At 47.1% G+C, this 18,251-nt stretch carries 20 protein-coding genes; 7 read left to right on the top strand and 13 right to left on the bottom strand.

Features of this window, described 5'->3' with window-relative positions; translation table 11 throughout:
* Window positions 1-62: 62 nt before the first annotated feature.
* Window positions 63-2,498: a putative ABC transporter permease subunit YbbP gene (ybbP, locus tag BMZ28_RS03915; RefSeq protein ID WP_074820843.1), complete on the bottom strand. Its 2,436-nt coding sequence runs from the start codon at window positions 2,496-2,498 to the stop codon at window positions 63-65.
* The gene (gene ybbA, locus BMZ28_RS03910) at window positions 2,495-3,181 is read right to left on the bottom strand and encodes a putative ABC transporter ATP-binding protein YbbA (RefSeq protein WP_047780485.1); all 687 of its coding nucleotides are present in this window, start codon (window positions 3,179-3,181) and stop codon (window positions 2,495-2,497) included. The genes ybbP and ybbA overlap by 4 nt, the downstream gene beginning before the upstream one ends.
* Here ybbA and tesA point away from each other — a divergent pair.
* The 3 genes from tesA (at window position 3,152) to BMZ28_RS03895 (ending at window position 5,538) form a co-directional block, all read left to right on the top strand.
* Window positions 3,152-3,802 (top strand): multifunctional acyl-CoA thioesterase I/protease I/lysophospholipase L1, encoded by a 651-nt coding sequence (tesA, locus tag BMZ28_RS03905; RefSeq protein ID WP_074820840.1) that lies wholly within the window; start codon window positions 3,152-3,154, stop codon window positions 3,800-3,802. The two genes, ybbA and tesA, sit on opposite strands and share 30 nt — an antisense overlap.
* A gap of 26 nt (window positions 3,803-3,828) precedes the next feature.
* Window positions 3,829-4,605 (top strand): SDR family oxidoreductase, encoded by a 777-nt coding sequence (locus BMZ28_RS03900; protein ID WP_074820837.1) that lies wholly within the window; start codon window positions 3,829-3,831, stop codon window positions 4,603-4,605.
* 78 nt (window positions 4,606-4,683) lie between these two features.
* Window positions 4,684-5,538 carry a co-chaperone YbbN gene (locus BMZ28_RS03895; protein ID WP_074820834.1) on the top strand — a complete coding sequence of 285 codons (855 nt, stop codon included), beginning with the start codon at window positions 4,684-4,686 and terminating at the stop codon, window positions 5,536-5,538.
* A gap of 163 nt (window positions 5,539-5,701) precedes the next feature.
* Here the strand turns inward: BMZ28_RS03895 and BMZ28_RS03890 are convergent, their stop codons facing one another.
* Entirely contained in the window at window positions 5,702-6,913 is a 1,212-nt protein-coding gene (locus tag BMZ28_RS03890; RefSeq protein WP_071845547.1) for an MFS transporter, read from the bottom strand.
* Window positions 6,914-7,359: 446 nt separating this feature from the next.
* Between BMZ28_RS03890 and BMZ28_RS03885 the strand changes: the two genes are divergently transcribed.
* From BMZ28_RS03885 to BMZ28_RS03875, 3 genes are all read left to right on the top strand, one after another.
* Window positions 7,360-7,962 carry a hypothetical protein gene (locus BMZ28_RS03885; RefSeq protein WP_136655852.1) on the top strand — a complete coding sequence of 201 codons (603 nt, stop codon included), beginning with the start codon at window positions 7,360-7,362 and terminating at the stop codon, window positions 7,960-7,962.
* A gap of 98 nt (window positions 7,963-8,060) precedes the next feature.
* Window positions 8,061-8,975, top strand: coding sequence for an SPFH domain-containing protein (locus BMZ28_RS03880; RefSeq protein WP_047780480.1), 915 nt, complete (start codon window positions 8,061-8,063; stop codon window positions 8,973-8,975).
* Window positions 8,975-9,442, top strand: a complete 468-nt coding sequence (locus BMZ28_RS03875) for an NfeD family protein (protein ID WP_047780479.1) — start codon at window positions 8,975-8,977, stop codon at window positions 9,440-9,442. Before BMZ28_RS03880 ends, BMZ28_RS03875 begins: the two co-directional genes overlap by 1 nt.
* Window positions 9,443-9,492: 50 nt before the next feature.
* Here the strand turns inward: BMZ28_RS03875 and cueR are convergent, their stop codons facing one another.
* The 3 genes from cueR to BMZ28_RS03860 form a co-directional block, all read right to left on the bottom strand.
* On the bottom strand, window positions 9,493-9,909 hold the full coding sequence (cueR, locus tag BMZ28_RS03870; protein WP_074820827.1) for a Cu(I)-responsive transcriptional regulator: 417 nt from the start codon (window positions 9,907-9,909) through the stop codon (window positions 9,493-9,495).
* Between the two features lie 106 nt (window positions 9,910-10,015).
* On the bottom strand, window positions 10,016-10,417 hold the full coding sequence (locus BMZ28_RS03865; protein WP_074820825.1) for a lysozyme inhibitor LprI family protein: 402 nt from the start codon (window positions 10,415-10,417) through the stop codon (window positions 10,016-10,018).
* A gap of 27 nt (window positions 10,418-10,444) precedes the next feature.
* Window positions 10,445-10,828, bottom strand: coding sequence for a hypothetical protein (locus BMZ28_RS03860; RefSeq protein WP_047780476.1), 384 nt, complete (start codon window positions 10,826-10,828; stop codon window positions 10,445-10,447).
* A gap of 177 nt (window positions 10,829-11,005) precedes the next feature.
* Between BMZ28_RS03860 and BMZ28_RS03855 the strand changes: the two genes are divergently transcribed.
* Window positions 11,006-11,995, top strand: coding sequence for a sulfate ABC transporter substrate-binding protein (locus BMZ28_RS03855; protein ID WP_074820822.1), 990 nt, complete (start codon window positions 11,006-11,008; stop codon window positions 11,993-11,995).
* 85 nt (window positions 11,996-12,080) lie between these two features.
* Here BMZ28_RS03855 and pcp read toward each other — a convergent pair whose 3' ends face one another.
* The 7 genes from pcp to tam all read right to left on the bottom strand — a co-directional run bounded on the left by pcp (window position 12,081) and on the right by tam (window position 18,119).
* Window positions 12,081-12,728, bottom strand: a complete 648-nt coding sequence (gene pcp / locus BMZ28_RS03850) for a pyroglutamyl-peptidase I (protein ID WP_074820818.1) — start codon at window positions 12,726-12,728, stop codon at window positions 12,081-12,083.
* A 16-nt stretch (window positions 12,729-12,744) separates the two neighbouring features.
* Window positions 12,745-13,755 (bottom strand): DUF979 domain-containing protein, encoded by a 1,011-nt coding sequence (locus BMZ28_RS03845; RefSeq protein ID WP_047780473.1) that lies wholly within the window; start codon window positions 13,753-13,755, stop codon window positions 12,745-12,747.
* Window positions 13,755-14,483, bottom strand: coding sequence for a DUF969 domain-containing protein (locus BMZ28_RS03840; protein ID WP_047780472.1), 729 nt, complete (start codon window positions 14,481-14,483; stop codon window positions 13,755-13,757). The genes BMZ28_RS03845 and BMZ28_RS03840 overlap by 1 nt, the downstream gene beginning before the upstream one ends.
* 92 nt (window positions 14,484-14,575) lie before the next feature.
* Entirely contained in the window at window positions 14,576-15,313 is a 738-nt protein-coding gene (gene pxpA / locus BMZ28_RS03835; RefSeq protein WP_047780471.1) for a 5-oxoprolinase subunit PxpA, read from the bottom strand.
* On the bottom strand, window positions 15,303-16,232 hold the full coding sequence (gene pxpC / locus BMZ28_RS03830; protein ID WP_047780470.1) for a 5-oxoprolinase subunit PxpC: 930 nt from the start codon (window positions 16,230-16,232) through the stop codon (window positions 15,303-15,305). The genes pxpA and pxpC overlap by 11 nt, the downstream gene beginning before the upstream one ends.
* Window positions 16,226-16,882 (bottom strand): 5-oxoprolinase subunit PxpB, encoded by a 657-nt coding sequence (gene pxpB / locus BMZ28_RS03825; RefSeq protein WP_047782552.1) that lies wholly within the window; start codon window positions 16,880-16,882, stop codon window positions 16,226-16,228. Before pxpB ends, pxpC begins: the two co-directional genes overlap by 7 nt.
* 463 nt (window positions 16,883-17,345) lie before the next feature.
* Window positions 17,346-18,119 carry a trans-aconitate 2-methyltransferase gene (gene tam / locus BMZ28_RS03820; protein WP_074820815.1) on the bottom strand — a complete coding sequence of 258 codons (774 nt, stop codon included), beginning with the start codon at window positions 18,117-18,119 and terminating at the stop codon, window positions 17,346-17,348.
* Between the last annotated feature and the right edge of the window lie 132 nt (window positions 18,120-18,251).

Genomic DNA, 18,251 nt, shown 5'->3' with positions numbered 1-18,251 from the left:
CGGCTTATCCCGCAAGAAACAGGGATAAGCCGACACCACAATCTTGCTAACTTCTGATTCAATTACTCCTGATAGCGCCGATACAAAGCCTGTCCTTTCAGCAAGCTAATACCCAGCCATCCTCCACACAGCGAAAGTAAAGCCGCACAAATCAGAGGCAGCGTCACCCACATCAGCACATTCGGCTGCCATGGGAAATCAAACACCTTATACTGTAGCCACCACAGAGATACCTCAGCACCGATCGCCGCGGTAATACCCGCCGCCAGCCCCAACAAAGCAAACTCACTCCATAAGGTATTGCGTAATAATCGTTTTCCCGCCCCTAAAGTGCGGTACACCACCAGCTCTTGCCGCCGCTGACGCATCCCGACCTGAACCTGTGCTAACAACAACAGCACACCACAAACGATGACCAACGCCACCATCGTTTCCAACGCCCGTCCAACCTGTTGAAACACCGTTGATATTTGCTTAAGGATACTACCAATATCCAACAGACTTAAGGTTGGAAATTGACGATTAAGCTGGACTAAAGCGGGTCCTTCCTGCTGATAACGAAAGCTGGTTAAAAACGTCTGCGGCAGGTTATCCAATGCCCCTTCAGGGAAGATAAAATAGAAATTTGGCTTCAAACTTTCCCAATCTACCCGTCGAAAACTGGATATCGTGGCGTCAAACACCTGTGTATCACCGCTAAACGTCAGCCTATCGCCAATAGTTATTCCCAACCGTTCAGCCAATCCCTGATCGATGGACACTTCCCCTACCTTCGGTGGCCAATTTCCTTTGGTGACCAGATTAGGTGAATCTTTATCTGCTGCCAGCCAGGTTAAGTTCAATTCACGGTTAACCGCTTCACTACCGGGATCGTCCTCTTTAACCAGTTTAGTGGCTTCCTGCTGATTAATCTGAGTTAAGCGCACGCGAATAATCGGATAAAACTCACCGGGATTAATATCATGCTCAACAAAAAACTGTTTAAGCTCCGGTAGCTGCTCCTTCGTCATATTCATCACAAAATAATTTGGGCTACCGGGTGGCAGTTGCTGCTGCCAGCGATCGAGCAATTCACCTCGCAACATAAACAGTAGTGCTAACAGCATAAAAGAGAAGGAAAACGCCGATAGCTGACTGGTTGTTACCCACGGTTGACGCAACAGCCGATTAACGGCCAGCCTTAATGCCAAACTTTTTAGCGTAATACGGCGTAGCAACAGTAGGCTACACCAGCCCAACGCCCCTAAGGCCAGGGAGAGAACGAGAATGCCTAGCAGCGCACCCCACCACATAGGATTAAAGCCCACTAATATCGCCAGCAGCAATAACACTATACCGAGAACTATTGGCAGGTAAATCTTCAGCGGCCAGATATTGGATACAGTATCTTCACGCAGCACTTTCAATGGGCGGGTCGCTAATAACTGTTTATAAGGCCGTAACCCAATAATCAGTGAAATAAACAGTAATGCGCCCAGGCTCCAGAACCACGGCCATATTCCTGCCGGTGGTAACGCTCTCGGGAGAATCGGCGCCAGTAGAACCATTAATCCTTTCTCAAATAACAGCCCCATTGTGCAGCCGACAACGGCGGCCAGCGTTAGCACCGATAACCATTGACCAATAATCAATTTACGCAGGGAATGCCGACCAGCTCCTAGCGTTTTAAGCACCGCAATCAGATTATGGCGGCTACGACAATAGTGACTCATAGAAACAGCCACCGCAGCGACGGACAGTAACAACGTTAAAATAGCCGATAAAAGTAAGAAATTTTGCGCCCTTTGCAAAGATTTCCCCACCGCGGTACCGGACTGCTCCATGCCAAACCAACGCTGGTCTGCTTGAAGCTGTGGAGTAATAAACTCACCAAACTGGTTAAGATTGTCTTCCTCACCGGCAAACAAATAGCGATAGGTTAAGCGGCTTCCCGGTTGAACCGCTCCGGTTTTATCAATATCCGCATAATTGATCAGCACTCTGGGCGCGGTCTGGAATGGATTGAAACCAGAATCAGGCTCCTGAATAATCTCCCCGGCAATGCGTAAAGTCGCATCACCGACTTCCAGCATATCCCCCACTTTACTATTCAACAGCGCTAGCAAACGCGGCGCAACCAGCACCGTGCCTAACTGCGGTTTGATATTTTCAGGTGAGGTTTCCAGTGCACCATACAGCGGATAATTAGTATCCACTGCTTTAACTGAAGCCAGCAACGGAATATCGTTAGCATAAGCCATCGTCATAAAAGAGAGCTGACGGCTAACGGAAAGCTGCTCTTTTTCTGCCTGCTGTAACCACGCCACCGGTACTGGACGACTGGCCGTCAAAACCCGATCCGCAGCAATAAAATCCCGGCTTTGCTGATTCAGCCCCTGCTCCATCCTATCGCTAACGTTACCCAGCGCTAATACACAGGCCACCGCCAACGTAAGAGAAAACCAGACGATCAAGAGTGAAGGAGAACGCCACTCTCGCCAAAACCAACGCCAGATCATGACTCCTCCCACAGCTTACCGTCGCGTAAGCGCAGCCTTCTCTGGCAGCGGGCGGCCAGCGTTTCATCATGAGTGACTAATACCAGCGTTGTGGCATAGTCGCGATTCAGAGAGAACAGTAAATCAGCAATTTTCACCCCGGTCTGGCGATCGAGATTACCGGTTGGCTCGTCAGCAAACAGGATTTTCGGACGACCGATAAAAGCCCGAGCGATTGCCACACGTTGCTGTTCGCCTCCGGAAAGTTGTGCCGGTAAATGATCAATACGCTGCCCTAAACCAAGCTGCTCAAGCAGTTCCATCGCCTGCGCTTTACTGCTCCGTTCATTATCACCACGCAGCAATGCGGGGAGCTGAACGTTTTCTAACGCAGTCAAGGTAGGTACCAGCATAAATGATTGAAAAACAAAGCCAACATTACTGGCCCGCAGAGCCGCTCTGGCCTCTTCATCCATACCGGGCAGTGATTGCCCCAATAGCCTGACATCCCCATCGCTACCGTCGTCTAAACCGGCAAGTATCCCGAGTAAAGTCGATTTACCCGAGCCTGACTCACCAATTAATGCTATTGTTTCCGCAGATTTGACAACTAACTCAACTCCGGTAAGGATGTTGAGCCTATGCTCTCCTTCACCAACGAATTTATTTAAATGATGAACTTCAAGAACATTATTTTCAGGCATATCCCGATCCTTTTATTACTGGGATTGTCATCAATGCGCATTGCGGCTGCAGATACGCTACTTATTCTGGGCGACAGTTTAAGCGCCGGTTATCAATTACCTATTCAGCAGGCGTGGGCAACGCGGTTATCTGAACGCTGGAAAAATATCCCTAACGCCCCACAAGTCATCAACGCCAGCATCAGTGGAGATACCGCTGCGCAAGGTCTTGCTCGCTTACCTGAATTGCTAAAAACGCACCAACCACGCTGGGTTCTGATTGAACTGGGCGCCAACGATGGGTTACGTGGTTTTCCAACGGCGGATATAGAAAGGGATTTAACACAAATTATTACATTAGTTAAACAAGCTAATGCACAGCCACTGTTAATGCAAATACGTATTACGCCAAACTATGGCCGCCGCTATACTGATGCCTTTACAGCAATTTACCCTAAGCTAGCTCAGGAAAACCAGCTCCCCCTGCTGCCTTTTTTTATGGAAAAAGTCGCCATAAAACCAGAATGGATGCAGTCTGACGGTCTGCACCCGACGGCTGAAGCTCAGCCATTTATCACCGATCTTATGGAACAAGCGCTGGCGCCTTACGTGGGTCTTAATGTACAAAAAACGGCCGAATAAGCCTTTAACGGGGAGAATGTAAAGTTATGCAAAAGGCGATTTTAATCACCGGCTGTTCTAGCGGCATTGGCTTAGTCACCGCGACCGATCTTCAACAGCGAGGCTATCGGGTTATTGCGACCTGCCGCAAACCAGAAGATGTAGCCATACTGCAACAAAAAGGCTTTGAAGTTGTTCGCCTTGATTTGGATGACAGCGACAGTATTCAACAGGCTGCGGCTGAAGTCTTAGCCATGACTAACGGTCAACTTTATGCCCTATTCAACAACGGTGGGTTTGGTGTTTATGGGCGATTAGAGACGATTTCACGTCAGCAGTTTGAACGACAATTCTCAACTAACCTGTTTGGTGCTCATGAGCTGACCATGCTGCTGCTGCCCGCCATGATTAAACAGGGAACGGGCCGAATTATCCAAACCAGTTCGGTTATGGGCATTATCTCAACGCCAGGTCGTGGTTTGTATGCCGCCAGTAAATATGCCCTTGAAGCCTGGTCCGATGCCTTACGCCTTGAGCTTGATGGCACCGGGGTTCAGGTTAGCTTGATTGAACCAGGCCCTATCAGCACCTCGTTTACCAACAACGTTAACCAAACCCAAAGTGATAATCTGGTAAAAAACCCGCCAATTGCCAAACGTTTTACCCTGCCACCCGAAGCATTAATCCCCATTGTTCGACATGCTTTGGAAAGCCGCCAAGCCAAAATTCGCTATCGGGTCACGCTGGTCACTAAAGTTATGGCTATCTGTAAACGCTTCTTACCAGACCGTTTAATGGATAAAATTTTAAGGAATAAAGGTTAGTGTAAGGTTGAAGTCGGTGAAATAAACCCACATATACCTAACATAATGCTATAAGAAGCTGATAAAAGAGAACTTGTGATGAACGCTAATTTTATTGTTGATGTGACCGAATCCAACTTTCAACAGGTACTGGAACAGTCGTCCCAGGCTCCGGTTCTATTCTACTTTTGGTCTGCCCGCAGTCAACACTGCCAGGAACTGGATCCACTGTTAGCTAAACTGGTCGCGGAATATAACGGAAAATTTGTCTTAGCTAAAATCGACTGTGACGAGCAGCAAATGGTCGCCTCTCAGTTTGGTATCCGCGCTATTCCTACCGTTTACCTGTTTAAAGACGGCCAACCCGCTGATGGTTTTCAAGGCCCCCAGCCGGAAGAAGCTATCCGCGAACTATTAAACCGCTTCCTGCCTAAGGAAGAGGAATTGAAAGCGGCTCAGGCCGAAGAGTTAATGCGTGAAGGCAAATATATTGATGCCTTGCCTCTGTTGAAAGAAGCCTGGCAGATAAGCAATCAGCGCAGTGATATTGGTTTATTACTGGCCGAAACCCAAATTGCCCTGACCCGTAGCGAAGATGCTGAAGCTGTTCTGGCAACAATCCCGCTACAGGACCGCGATACTCGCTATCAAGGTTTGGTGGCGCAGATTGAACTATTAAAACAGGCGGCTGATACCCCAGAGATTCAACAGCTACAGCAGCAGGTTGACGCTGAACCAGACAATGCCGAATTAGCCGTCCAACTAGCGCTACAACTACATACCGTAGGACGCAATGAAGAAGCATTAACGCTGCTGATGACACATCTGAAACGCAGCCTTGATGCCGCAGACGGTAACGCGAAGAAAACCCTGTTGGATATTCTTGCCGCTCTGGGAACCGGTGATGCATTAGCGGCGAAGTTCAGACGCCAGCTATATTCAATGCTGTATTAATGAGTGTTGCTCGGGAAGAGCCAGACGTCAGGTTATAACTAACTGATGGTATTTGGCCTAAGAACGAGATCCCGGTTTTCACCGGGATCTCGTTCTTCCTTTAATTCTCGTCTTGCCCCAATAAAAAAGAGCGCATGGGCGCTCTTTTTTATTCGGTTACCGATTACTCTAAGGGTTTCCCTGCCTTTTCCGGTATTAAGAATAAGGTCGCCAGAATATCCAACACATATAACGATGCCAGCATGGCAATAGCCAGTTGGAAAGAATACATCGATACCACCATACCTACGACCAAAGGCCCTAAACCGCCGATACCCCGACCGATATTAAACAGAACGTTCTGCGCCGTGGCACGAGCTTCCGTTGGGTAGACTTCAGAAATTAACGCCCCATAACCGCCCATCATACCGTTAACGAACATCCCCATAACAGCTCCGCCAATCAGCAGACTATACTGATCGGTCAGTTGGGAATATCCCAACACCATTAACGCGGCACCCACCTGATACACCAGAAAGATCGGGCGACGGCCATAGCGATCCGCCAGTTGGCCAAATAGCCAGATACCAAAGCCCATACCGACCACCGTGACTGCGGTCCACATGGCTGACTTGGTGAGTGAATAATTGAATTGTTGACTCAAATAGGACGGCATCCAAATCATAATGCCGTAATAACCGAAATTCTGTACTGAAGTGAGGATGGATATGCCAATACTGGCTTTGATGGTTTCGGTATCTGCCACCAAGGCTTTAAAAGGATTTCCTTTGCGCTTTTCTTTGCTTTTCTTAACGAAAATTTCGGGTTCGCCGATATAGTGGCGAATAACAAATGAAGCCAACGCAGGAATCACACCAACGGCAAACATTCCCCGCCAACCGATAACCGGTAATAACACTGGCGTTAACAGTGCGGCGGCTAAAACCCCTGCTTGCCATCCCAGACCAACATAGGAGGACATCCTCGCGCGTTCATTAGGCCGACAGGCTTCTGCGGCCAACGCCATACCGATACCAAACTCACCACCTAAACCGATACCCGCAATGGTACGGTAGACCAGTAAATCCCAATAGCCCTGAGCCAGTGCACACATGCCGGTAAAGCCAGCAAATAGCACGATTGACCAGGTTAGTACCTTGACTCGCCCGTAATAATCACTCAGTACGCCAAAAAATAAACCACCAACCACGGCACCCACCAGCGTCCAGGTGACTAAAGAGCCCGCTTCACTGGTGGTCAACCCTAAGCCAAGGGCAACGGCATTTAAAATAAAACCAAGAATCAGTAAATCAAAACCATCCATTGCATAACCCACGGTTGAAGCAATCACCGCTTTATAGGCATACTTCCTTCTTTTTGCCTCTTCAACTACCAGAACTTTTTGATTCTCGGTTAGATTTATCGTCTCTTTGGTCACAACCATCCCCACCTTAATTTAGCTTTTAATTATTATCGGCAAAATCACCTTACTACCAACTCAAGACAACATATTGATTTATATAATCAATAAATAAAACCCATCTCTCTCCAACGCATTGTTCGCCGTATTTTAGGCGTAGCAATACACCCACCTGATTGGTCATAAAACCAAAGGCGTAGGAAACAAAATATATTTGTTGATTTTTATCTAGAGTGCGGCCAAACCTTTTAACTATATCAGGAAAAAATATTATTAATAGTCTTTTTTCGATTATTAACTGGCTGATTTTCATCTGGTTACAAATCAACCACAATAAAATCGCGTTTGTGCAGGAGGAGAATAACAATAAAAATGCTATACTATTTCGGTTGTTAACTATTTTAATCAAGAAAAGAATTGAAATGAAAATCCGTCATAACTTATTCACTATTGCCCTACTGAGCCTGATAATTACCGGCTGTCATGGATTCAAAACAGAAAGCAACAAGCAAACGGAATCTGCTCCCACTAAAACTTCTCAATCTACAGCGGAAAAAGAACCGCCGCAGGATCAAGAGCCGGCCGCAGTTGACGACCAAGAGGTGGATGAAGATATTGATGAATCCGCTGAAGAAGTCACAACACCTAACGCAGCGCTATTTACTGAAGACGATGCTCAATGGACCATCACAGCGCTGGAAACTATCCAGTCCAAAACCGCGCGCCTGTTTTTAACCAAGCCGGATTCTGAGGATGAGGTGGTCTTGCGTTACAGTGACATTACCGTATTCGGTAAAGACGATCAGCGTATTCTCTGCGGTCATCTGCGCCCAGAAAACTCAAGAATGGACAATGGCAAGTATTTTCCATTTATTCTGGAAAAAGGCACGTCACTGAACATCAGCGCCAGAGAGAGCAAAAGTGCCATCTTTGAACGCAAATGGCAAACCAATTGTACCTTAAAGAACGGCCGTGCTGCGCCATTAAGCCCGGATAATACCGGTATTCTGTTCAACCCGGAATAAACCAAACGCTGGCGAAACATCAGCTATCATGCCTTTTAAGCTGTCTTAATGTCAGGTTTCAAGTAAACTGGATATAAATACCTTTAAAGGATGATGCTATGTCAACGCCAGCTATTGCTATTGCAATTTTGGTTCTTCTGGTTCTTTTCGTACTGTTTGCCGGAATCAAAGTTGTTCCCCAGGGATTTCAGTGGACGATTGAGCGTTTTGGTCGCTACACCAAAACCCTGATGCCCGGTCTTAACCTGATTATTCCATTTATGGATCGCGTGGGTCGTAAAATCAACGTGATGGAACAGGTTCTGGATATCCCTTCTCAAGAAATCATCTCCAAAGATAACGCCAACGTTACCATCGATGCCGTTTGCTTTATTCAGGTCAGAGATTCAGCGCTGGCAGCCTATCAGGTCAGTAATCTGGAAATGGCGATCCTGAACCTCACCATGACCAATATCCGTACTGTTCTGGGCTCTATGGAGCTGGATGAAATGCTCTCCCAGCGCGACCACATTAATACTCGTCTGTTGCAAGTGGTTGATGAAGCGACTAATCAATGGGGAATTAAAATTACCCGTATTGAGATTCGTGATATTCGACCACCGGCAGAGCTGATTTCCTCAATGAACGCGCAAATGAAAGCCGAGCGTACCAAGCGTGCCGATATTCTGGAAGCCGAAGGTATCCGTCAGGCCGCTATTTTACGCGCTGAAGGCCAGAAACAATCTGAAATTCTAAAGGCTGAAGGTGAAAGACAGGCCGCGTTCCTACAGGCTGAAGCTCGTGAACGTGCGGCAGAAGCCGAAGCTAAAGCCACCCAAATGGTATCTGAAGCCATCTCCGTTGGTAATATTCAAGCGATTAACTACTTTGTGGCACAGAAATATACTGATGCGCTACAAGCCATTGGTTCAGCAGAAAACAGTAAAGTCATTATGATGCCATTAGAAGCGAGCAACCTGATGGGCAGCATTGCCGGTATTACTGAACTGATTAAAGGTGAGAACAAGAAATAATGGATATCATTGAGGATCTGATCGCTTATCCGTACCGTTTCTGGCTAATATTCGGCGGCCTGTTGCTGGCGGCCGAACTGCTCGGTACTTATGGCTATCTGCTCTGGAGTGGTATATCGGCCATTATTATTGGGGTAGTTACTTGGTTGGTTCCTATGGACTGGAGCTGGCAATGGGTGAACTTTGCTATCCTCACTTTGATCACCGCCGTTATTTGGTGGTATTGGCTGAAAACTCGCACCGTTAGCGAACACAGCCATCTCAACCAGCCAAATCAATTATTAATCGGCCAAAAAATGGTACTGACTGAACCCATTGTTCACGGTATTGGCCGAATCAATCTGGCCGATGGTAGCTGGCGGGTCCAGTGTACCGAAGACCTGCCGGCAGGAACGGAAATTCGCATTACTGCGGTAGAAAGTATTACGCTGATTGTGAAGCCAGTACATTCCAGCAAACACCAATAAGGTAAAGCGTAAACATCACATTGAATTGCCGGCACCAACAGCCGGCAATTTTATTGATGACTATCGTCAACCTGATGACAGCAGCCGGTAAAGCTATCCATGATCGGACATTCTGCCCCATCATCTCCCGGACAAAGCGCCACCAGCTCAACTAACTTTCCACGCATTTGCGTCAGTTCCGAAATATGACGATCGATATCGCTAATTTTTTCCAGCGTGCGGGCTTTAACATCCGCACTGCGACGGTCAGCATTATGAAACAACGCCAGCAGCTCTTTACACTCTTCCAACGTAAAGCCAACCAAGCGCGCTTGCCTTAACAGCGTCAGCTCTTCCACATTCTTTGGATTATACTGACGATAACCGTTGAGTGAGCGACTCGGCGGGGTAATCAACCCCTTCTCTTCATAAAAGCGAATCGCTTTGCTGGTTAAACCGGTTTTTTCTGCGACCTGACTGATATTCATAATATTACCTCTACCTAGTCCTTAGGCGACAATGGATTAAACCAGCCGCAAAGGTATAGAAACTGCGCGGCAAAACGTCCTGACTCAAGCCACAGAGAAAACATTATCACTCAAAATAGGAAATATAGCCTTTCAAGTCTTCCGTTCTCTTTACCGCATGTTCACGCATACAGCCTAAATACACCACTCCACGTATCGTTCCTCCTGAGTAGAGCGCATAAAGCGCATCACAATCCTTTTTTCTAAAGGTTACCCAGGCTCTTTGGCTTTCTAACAAATTTCTTTTTACTTCCGCATAAGGAATACTTTCCTCATCCGGCTTATTAATTAATGCCATTACTTTTTGATAAGTCTGATTGAGCTGTTTCTCAACTTTATCTAATTCCATCTGAGCACAAGCATTAATATCCGGAGTTGTGATTACATTATTACAGTCCAGTTCTTCTGCTGAAACATTTAAACTCAACGCCAATAAAAAAGCAGTGGACAATAAAGTTAATCTTTTCATCGAATAATCTCTGATTGAAACATAAAATTATTGGCAAGAGCTTTCACGACTGTTATCCACAATCAGCTCAGCATCTCTGGTAAGGGCAATATTTTCGCCATTATCCAAACACATAATGGCATAAGAAAGCTCGGTGCTCCCTTTAGTTAAATCAGCCACCGCAATAGCACTGGCTTTATCTCCCCGAAGTTTAACCAAATAGTGTTCACACCCCACCTGACACTGTGCCGCAAACGCGCTCAAACCAATTGTTTCAACGCTAACCTTACCCAGATATTGGGCCACCACCGAATTTTGATTAAAGGCAATCTCGGCCTCTTTTTTCAGTGAATACCATTGCCAGGTAAAAAAGCCAGCCACCACAACCACAATCAGCACCAGATAGCGCCAATACTTTAGACATCCTTTCATTACTGTATCCCTATAAAATTGAAACTTGGCCTTGTTACCCCGTAGGCTAAAAGTAAACAAATGATATATTACTTATTAACATAAAAAGTATCTTTTTATTCTTTATTACTTAGAACGCTTTTCTGGCAATCTCACTGCGTTAACTATTTTAATCAGATTAGAATAAGGTGAGTATATATGCGTAATTGGAAAATCGGCGTTCTACTGTTACTAACTACGGCTAACGCCGCAGCAAAAGATATTCAACTGCTAAACGTTTCCTATGACCCAACACGGGAATTGTACCAACAGTACAATAAAGCATTTTCCAGCTACTGGCATGAAAAAACTGGTGACAACATTATCATTAAACAATCCCATGGCGGATCGGGAAAACAGGCTTCATCAGTGATTAACGGCATTTCTGCCGATATCGTAACGTTAGCTTTAGCTTATGATATTGATGCCATTGCCGAGCGCGGCAAGCTGGATAAAAACTGGATAAACCGCCTACCGGATAACTCCGCCCCTTATACCTCAACCATCGTTTTTCTGGTACGCAAAGGTAACCCAAAACAAATTCACGACTGGAATGATTTAATCAAACCGGGTCTTAACGTCGTCACGCCAAACCCTAAAACCTCCGGCGGTGCGCGCTGGAACTATCTGGCTGCCTGGGGTTATGCATTACAGCATAACAATAACGATCAGGCTAAAGCACAAGAATTTGTTAAAGCCTTATATAACAACGTCCAAGTACTGGATACTGGCGCCCGAGGTTCCACCACCACCTTCGTTGAAAGAGGCATTGGCGATGTGTTGATCGCTTGGGAAAATGAAGCCTTACTGGCTATTGACCAACTGGGAAAAGATCAGTTTGAAATTATCACCCCAAGCATTTCCATTTTAGCTGAGCCTACCGTCGCTGTGGTGGATAGCGTCGTTGATAAAAACGGTACTCGCGAAGTATCAGAAGCTTACCTGAAATATCTCTACTCTAAACAGGGGCAAACCATCGCGGCTAAAAACTACTATCGACCACGAGATCCGGAAGTACAAAAAGCGTTTGCCTCCACCTTTCCGCCGTTAACCTTATTTACCGTTGACCGCATTTTCGGCGGTTGGCAAAAAGCACAGCAAACCCACTTCGCAACCGACGGAACCTTTGACCAAATCAGTAAGCGGTAATCAATCGATAATCAGGCCGGTAATTTCTCCGGCCCTGATTCAAAATAACAATAGTAGAGATCGGCACTTGTTCCGCTAACTGAATTTAATGGGTTGCACCCGCGCTGACCACCAAATCTTTCAGTGTTGTGATCGACACAGCAATTATCTTCTCCATTGCCTTTACTAAGGTCGATGCTGACATGCTGGGTGCCCCTGAGTGATTAACCGCTTGTTCAGGTAAATAAGGAATATGAATAAAACCACCGCGCGCCGGTGAACCCTGTTTTTTCAAGTGATGCAATAAACCATACATTATATGGTTACAAACATAGGTTCCCGCCGTTTGAGAGACGCTGGCAGGAATACCCTCATCCCGTAGCCCCTGAACCAGCGCTTTAATTGGCAAAGTAGAAAAATAGGCAGCCGGCCCCTGTTCAATAATCGGGACATCAATCGGTTGATAGCCCTGATTATCTGGAATGCGCGCATCATTAATATTAATCGCTACCCGTTCTATCGAAACCTCTGCACGCCCACCAGCCTGACCTACGCAGATAACCAGCGTGGGTTCCAACTCATCGATTGCCTGATACAGCTTATCCAATGCGTGCCCAAACTCACAGGGTAACTGGCGTGCAACAACCAGCGTATTAGCGATATATACGCCATTAAGTTGGCGAACAACCTCCCAGGAAGGGTTAATATGTTCACCATCAAAGGGTTCAATTCCGGTTATTAATACGCTAGCCATAAAATCACCTCAGTTATTAAAACATCAGGAAATAGAGCAGAAAAACGTTCACCGTTAATAGTGCCAATCCTGTTGGAACCTGTACCTTAATCACCGCATTTCGGTCAGGAAGCTCCAACAACGCCGCCGGCACAATATTATAGTTGGCCGCCATGGGTGTCATTAACGTACCACAATAACCGGAGAACATACCAATAGCTGCCATTACCGCAGGATTTCCGCCGTGCATCAATACCAAAATCGGAATACCGATACCTGCGGTCACGATAGGAAATGCCGCGAAGGCGTTACCCATCACCATAGTTAACAGCGCCATACCTACTGCATAAATCAGCACCGCAATAAATCGATTATCAACAGCTAAGTAATGTTCCGTCAAATAAGAAATTGCCACCCCAACACCCGCAGTGGTAAACAGTAAACCTAACGTGGCAAGAATCTGCGGCAGAATGAAAGCCCAACCAATAGCATCCAGCAGACGACGCGCTTCCTGAACCGACTGCGCAGGCTTTTCATGAGTCAAACGCAGTGCGACCAGCCATCCAACCAGACAACCAACGGCCATGGAGAATAACGTAACCAGCGTTGAGTGATTGCCCTCACCAAACATGATTTGTGGTAAACCGGGGATATTGTTGAACAGCAACACGCCAATCACCGTCACGACTGGAATAGCCAGCGCTGGCAGAAACAAACGATTCCCCAAGCGAGCCGCACTCTGTTTGCGTTGCTCCGGCGCACGTTGATGGTAACTTCCCAAACGAACGCCGCCTAATCCAGCAATCAGCGCCATCACAACCACAATGACACCCACGCTAATATTTAATATCCGGGTGCCACTCTGGCTATCCGTCAATGAACTCATTAAGGTGTAGGTCCAATCGCCAACCAGAAAAACCAGTCCGTACAATCCCCAAAATAGCGCGGTCGCAAAACGACGCGGATTAGCTTTGTCACGTAAGGACATCAAAGCCACTATCAGCAGAATGACGCCGGCGAACCAATAAAGATATTGTTGCTGAAACATTACGCCCCCTCCCGATTCTGCAATGCACTTTTATTTAAACCGGACAGTTCTCTGGCAATACGTTTATCCAAACGAATCAGGCGAAAAGAGTGAATCAGAAAGGCACAAACTGCAGTGGGAATTCCCCAGAGCGCAATATGCAATGGTTCAGTTTGAATACCGCCGGACTCCAGCATAAAGTTATGCATAAAGATAATGGCACCGAAAGCAACAAAAATATCCTCACCAAAAAACAGCCCAACGTTATCCGTTGCCGCTGACATAGCCCGCAAACGATAGCGAACATCGTCCGGCAATTCGCCATAGCGATTTTCAGTTGCACCTTCAGCCATCGGTGCCAAAAGTGGCCTAACCATTTGCGGATGCCCACCCAAACTGGTTAGCCCCAATGCAGCAGCTGCTTCACGCACAAACAGATAAACAATCAATAAGCGCCCTGCCGTCGCGGTTTTAATATGAGCAATCCATTCCTGTGCCCGTTCTTTTAAGCCATGACGCTCCAGCAGGCCGATAACTGCCAGCGGTAATAATAAAATCAGCGGTAAATTACGCGTACTCAGAAAACCTGAACCCAGTTTTTCCAGAATATCCCCAATTGACATAAAAGCAGCAACGCCAGTAATGATACCGGCAATAATCACCACCAATACTGGGTTAAACCTCAATAGAAACCCAATCACGATAGCCACAATGCCGATAAGCGGCCATAAATTCACCACTTGCTCCATACCTGTCTCCTGTCTGAAATAGATCTAACGCCGCCGTTTTAGCGGTCTGTTATTGTTTTTATGATTTAACTATCGGGAATGCACTATCGCCTTTAAGCGGCAGTGATATCGATGTTGTGTTGTAGAAAGCTCTCGCGCAGACGTCGGGCAAAAGTCAATGCATGCGCACCATCACCATGCAGGCAAACCGTATCAGCCTGAACGTTTATCCAAGAACCATCAAGGCTGCAAACTTCGCCACGTTGTACCATTGTTAAGGTTTGAGCCAACGCTGCCTCATCACTGTCAATCACCGCGCCGGGTTGACTGCGTGGTACTAATGAACCATCTCGCTGATAGGCTCGATCGGCAAACACTTCCTGCCGGATAGATAAGCCATAACGTTCACCGGCACGCACCAGCTCACTATTGGCCAAGCCCATCAAACGTAATGTCGGGTCGCTATCTTTCACTGCCCGAGCGATCGCATCCGCCAGCGCCGGATCTTTAGCGGCCTGGTTGTACAACATACCGTGAGGTTTTACGTGGGCTAATCGTCCCCCTTGAGATGTCACTATTGCCGCCAGTGCACCTATTTGATACAGCGTTTGGGCATAGACAGTCTCTACCGGTAGCTGCATCGCGGTACGGCCAAAGTTCTCTCTATCGGGAAAACTGGGGTGAGCCCCAATAGCCACATTGAACTCCATTGCCCAACGAACGGTTCTCAGCATGGTCTGCGCATCACCCGCGTGGAAACCGCAGGCGATATTGGCGGAGCTCACCAACTGCAACAGTTCACGATCGTTATCCATCCCTTCGCCGAGATCGGCATTTAAATCAATCTTCATTTAACCTCCATGCCAGCTGTTGCAAATACTGCTGTTGGTGATATCGGGCTTCTAACGCTTCATCCAGCGAGCACTGAACAAAATGTAGTGGTTCACCTAGGCGGATTTGTGCCAGATGAAACAAATCGGCATCAATCACGCAAGCCATACGCGGATAACCGCCGGTCGTTTGCGCATCAGCCATTAAGACGATAGGTTGACCGTTATGAGGAACTTGCACTACCCCCGGTAATAAACCATGGGACAGCATCTCAGTAGAAACCGTGCGTTTTAACTCCCCGCCTTGTAACCGATAGCCCATCCGGTTACTTTGTGGGCTTAACGTCCAGGACACCTGCCAAAATGCCTGTTGAGAATCAACCGCGAACTGGTCATATTCCGGCCCAGGCAAAGCCCGTAACCGATTGGCAAATAGCAGCTGTTTTACACCGCGGGATCGGGTCAGTTTACGCTGAGGCGTTCCGGCCTCCAGCACATCGCCATCACGCAATAGTCGCCCCTCTAACCCACCGAAACCGGCTTTTAAATCGGTACTCGATGAATGCAGAATCTCTGCTACCTGAAAACCGCCGCTTACCGCCAAATAACTGCGCATACCGTAACGCGGGGCATTCAATTTCAATTGCTGCCCCGCCCGTACAGGAAAACGCCACCCGGTCCATATCGGTTGACCATCCAATTCAGCACGACAGTCAGCGCCGGTCAGCGCAATCCACCCTGCCCGGGTAAACTCGGCAACAAACTGCCCCAGCGTGATTTCCAACACCGCCGCCTCTGGAGGGTTGGCCAGCAGCAAATTCGCAATCTTCATGGCCGGTTGATCCAATACCCCGCCCAAGCTAATGCCTAACTGACGATAGCCATTTCGGCCACCATCCTGAATGGATGTATGCATACCGGCTCGAATCACTCTTAACATACGCCCTCCGGCTGTGGTACAAAACGCACTTCATCACCGGGCAACAGCAAGGTGGGAGACTTGGCTTGAGGATCAAACAGCGTCAAAGCAGTCCGCCCCAGCAGTTGCCAGCCACCCGGCGTTGCCAGCGGATAAATGCCTGTTTGTGCACCACCAATACCAACCGACCCCGCCGGTACTCGAATTCTTGGTTCTGCTCGACGCGGTGTTTCCAGCGCTTTATCTAACCCCGCCATATAGGGAAAACCCGGCTGAAATCCGAGAAAGTACACCACGTAGCTGGCAGAAGAATGACACTCCACTACTTGGCGAGGTGTCATTCCGGTATGTTGTGCAATCACCGCTAAATCCGGTCCCTCATCGCCACCGTAGGTCACTGGTATATCAACTTTACGCGATTCAGGAATCAGCATTTGGCTTTCCTGCCAAAGATTAAGTAAAAACGTCACCGCACCTGCTGCGGTGCGACGTGGATCGCGTAACAATACGGTCAGATTATTCATGCCCGGAATCGTTTCTAAAATATCCGCATTATCACGTAAACGGGCATTCAACTGCCAAATACGCTGCTGAGTTGCTAATAAAATGGGTGATTCAAATTCCAAAACAACCGCACTTTCTCCCAGTAAATAACATCGTGGTTGTGGCAAATTTCCCCCTGACATCCCATCGCATTAAATCAATCAAGCCAATAGTTATGCAGGATTAAATACATCGCTGTCAATGTTTAGCAACGCTTTAGAACACTTTGCCATCAAAATAAAAACGTTAACAAGCTCACAAAAAAACTGGTTTTCATGATAAAGGCAGCATATTCATCTTGATGCAATCCGCTTAAAAATAAATAACCTATCTATTTTTGAAAAAAGATGGACCAATACACTGGGTAATAAAATCTTTTCTGTTCACCTTAATTTATCATTTGCTACAACATCATCATGAAAATGAATTTAAAATCACTAATGACAGATAATAAATCAATAATGGAATGCTGATTTATTACCAGCACTATTCAGACTAAGGCTTCGATTAGGCAGGAAAATGTTCAATAACGGGGGAGTAAAACTTCTAGCCTGAGATAGATGACAAGTTATCGCCAGGCTAGAACAAAAACTATGGCTTAGTCGCAACCACAAATAAACGAGGAAAAGCCAGCAGTACCTGACCATCAGATCGCGGTAAATAAACCTTCTCCAGTTCTGCTAAATAATGTTGTAAAAATGCCTGCTGTTCAGTTTCATCCAGCGGAGCCAAAAATGGGCGCAAACCCGTTGACTTCACCCACTCGACAATAGCGGCCACCGACGGCATGACGTGATAAAAGGTAGTACGCCAGATATCCACCTGACAACCTGCCTCGGCCAACAAATCATAGTAGCCTTCCGTCGTCAGCAACACTTTATCGTGATATCGCTGCTGGCTATATTTAGCGAACCACGTTCCCTCACTTGCCACTTTACGCATTAACGCATGGGATGGCTGTTCAAGGTTATCCGGCACCTGAAAAGCCAGCACACCGCCGGGGGCCAGTTGCCGTAACAGATGAAGCATCAGTTGATTATGGTTGGGTACCCATTGCAGGGAAGCATTCGCATAAATAATATCCTGCGGATTCTCCGGTCTCCAGTGACCAATATCGGCCTGTTGAAACTGACAAGCCGGCAAACGCTGCTTTGCCTGTTCAAGCATCGCCTGTGAACTGTCTACGCCAGTAACCCGTGCCTCAGGGTAAGCATTATGCAACAGCTCAGTACTGTTACCCGGGCCACAGCCCAGATCGCTAATATAATTGGCCTGCTGATGAACAATACGCGATAACAACTCACGAGCCGGGCGCGTTCTTTCCGCTTCAAATTGCAAATAGAGTTCAGGATTCCAGTCTTTCATCATTGTCCTATTAGCCAAATTGATGTTCACAATCCGATGCGGAAAAACCACGCGACAAACGGATTAAAATGGCTAAAAAGTATACCCTCAATGGAGACGATAATTAAGTCTCCCTCACACAACATTTGCCAT

This window comes from Pragia fontium DSM 5563 = ATCC 49100 (assembly GCF_900112475.1).
Classification (GTDB): domain Bacteria; phylum Pseudomonadota; class Gammaproteobacteria; order Enterobacterales; family Enterobacteriaceae; genus Pragia; species Pragia fontium.
Note: the sequence above shows the minus strand (reverse complement) of the source record. Positions and strands in the feature narration are given on the sequence as shown.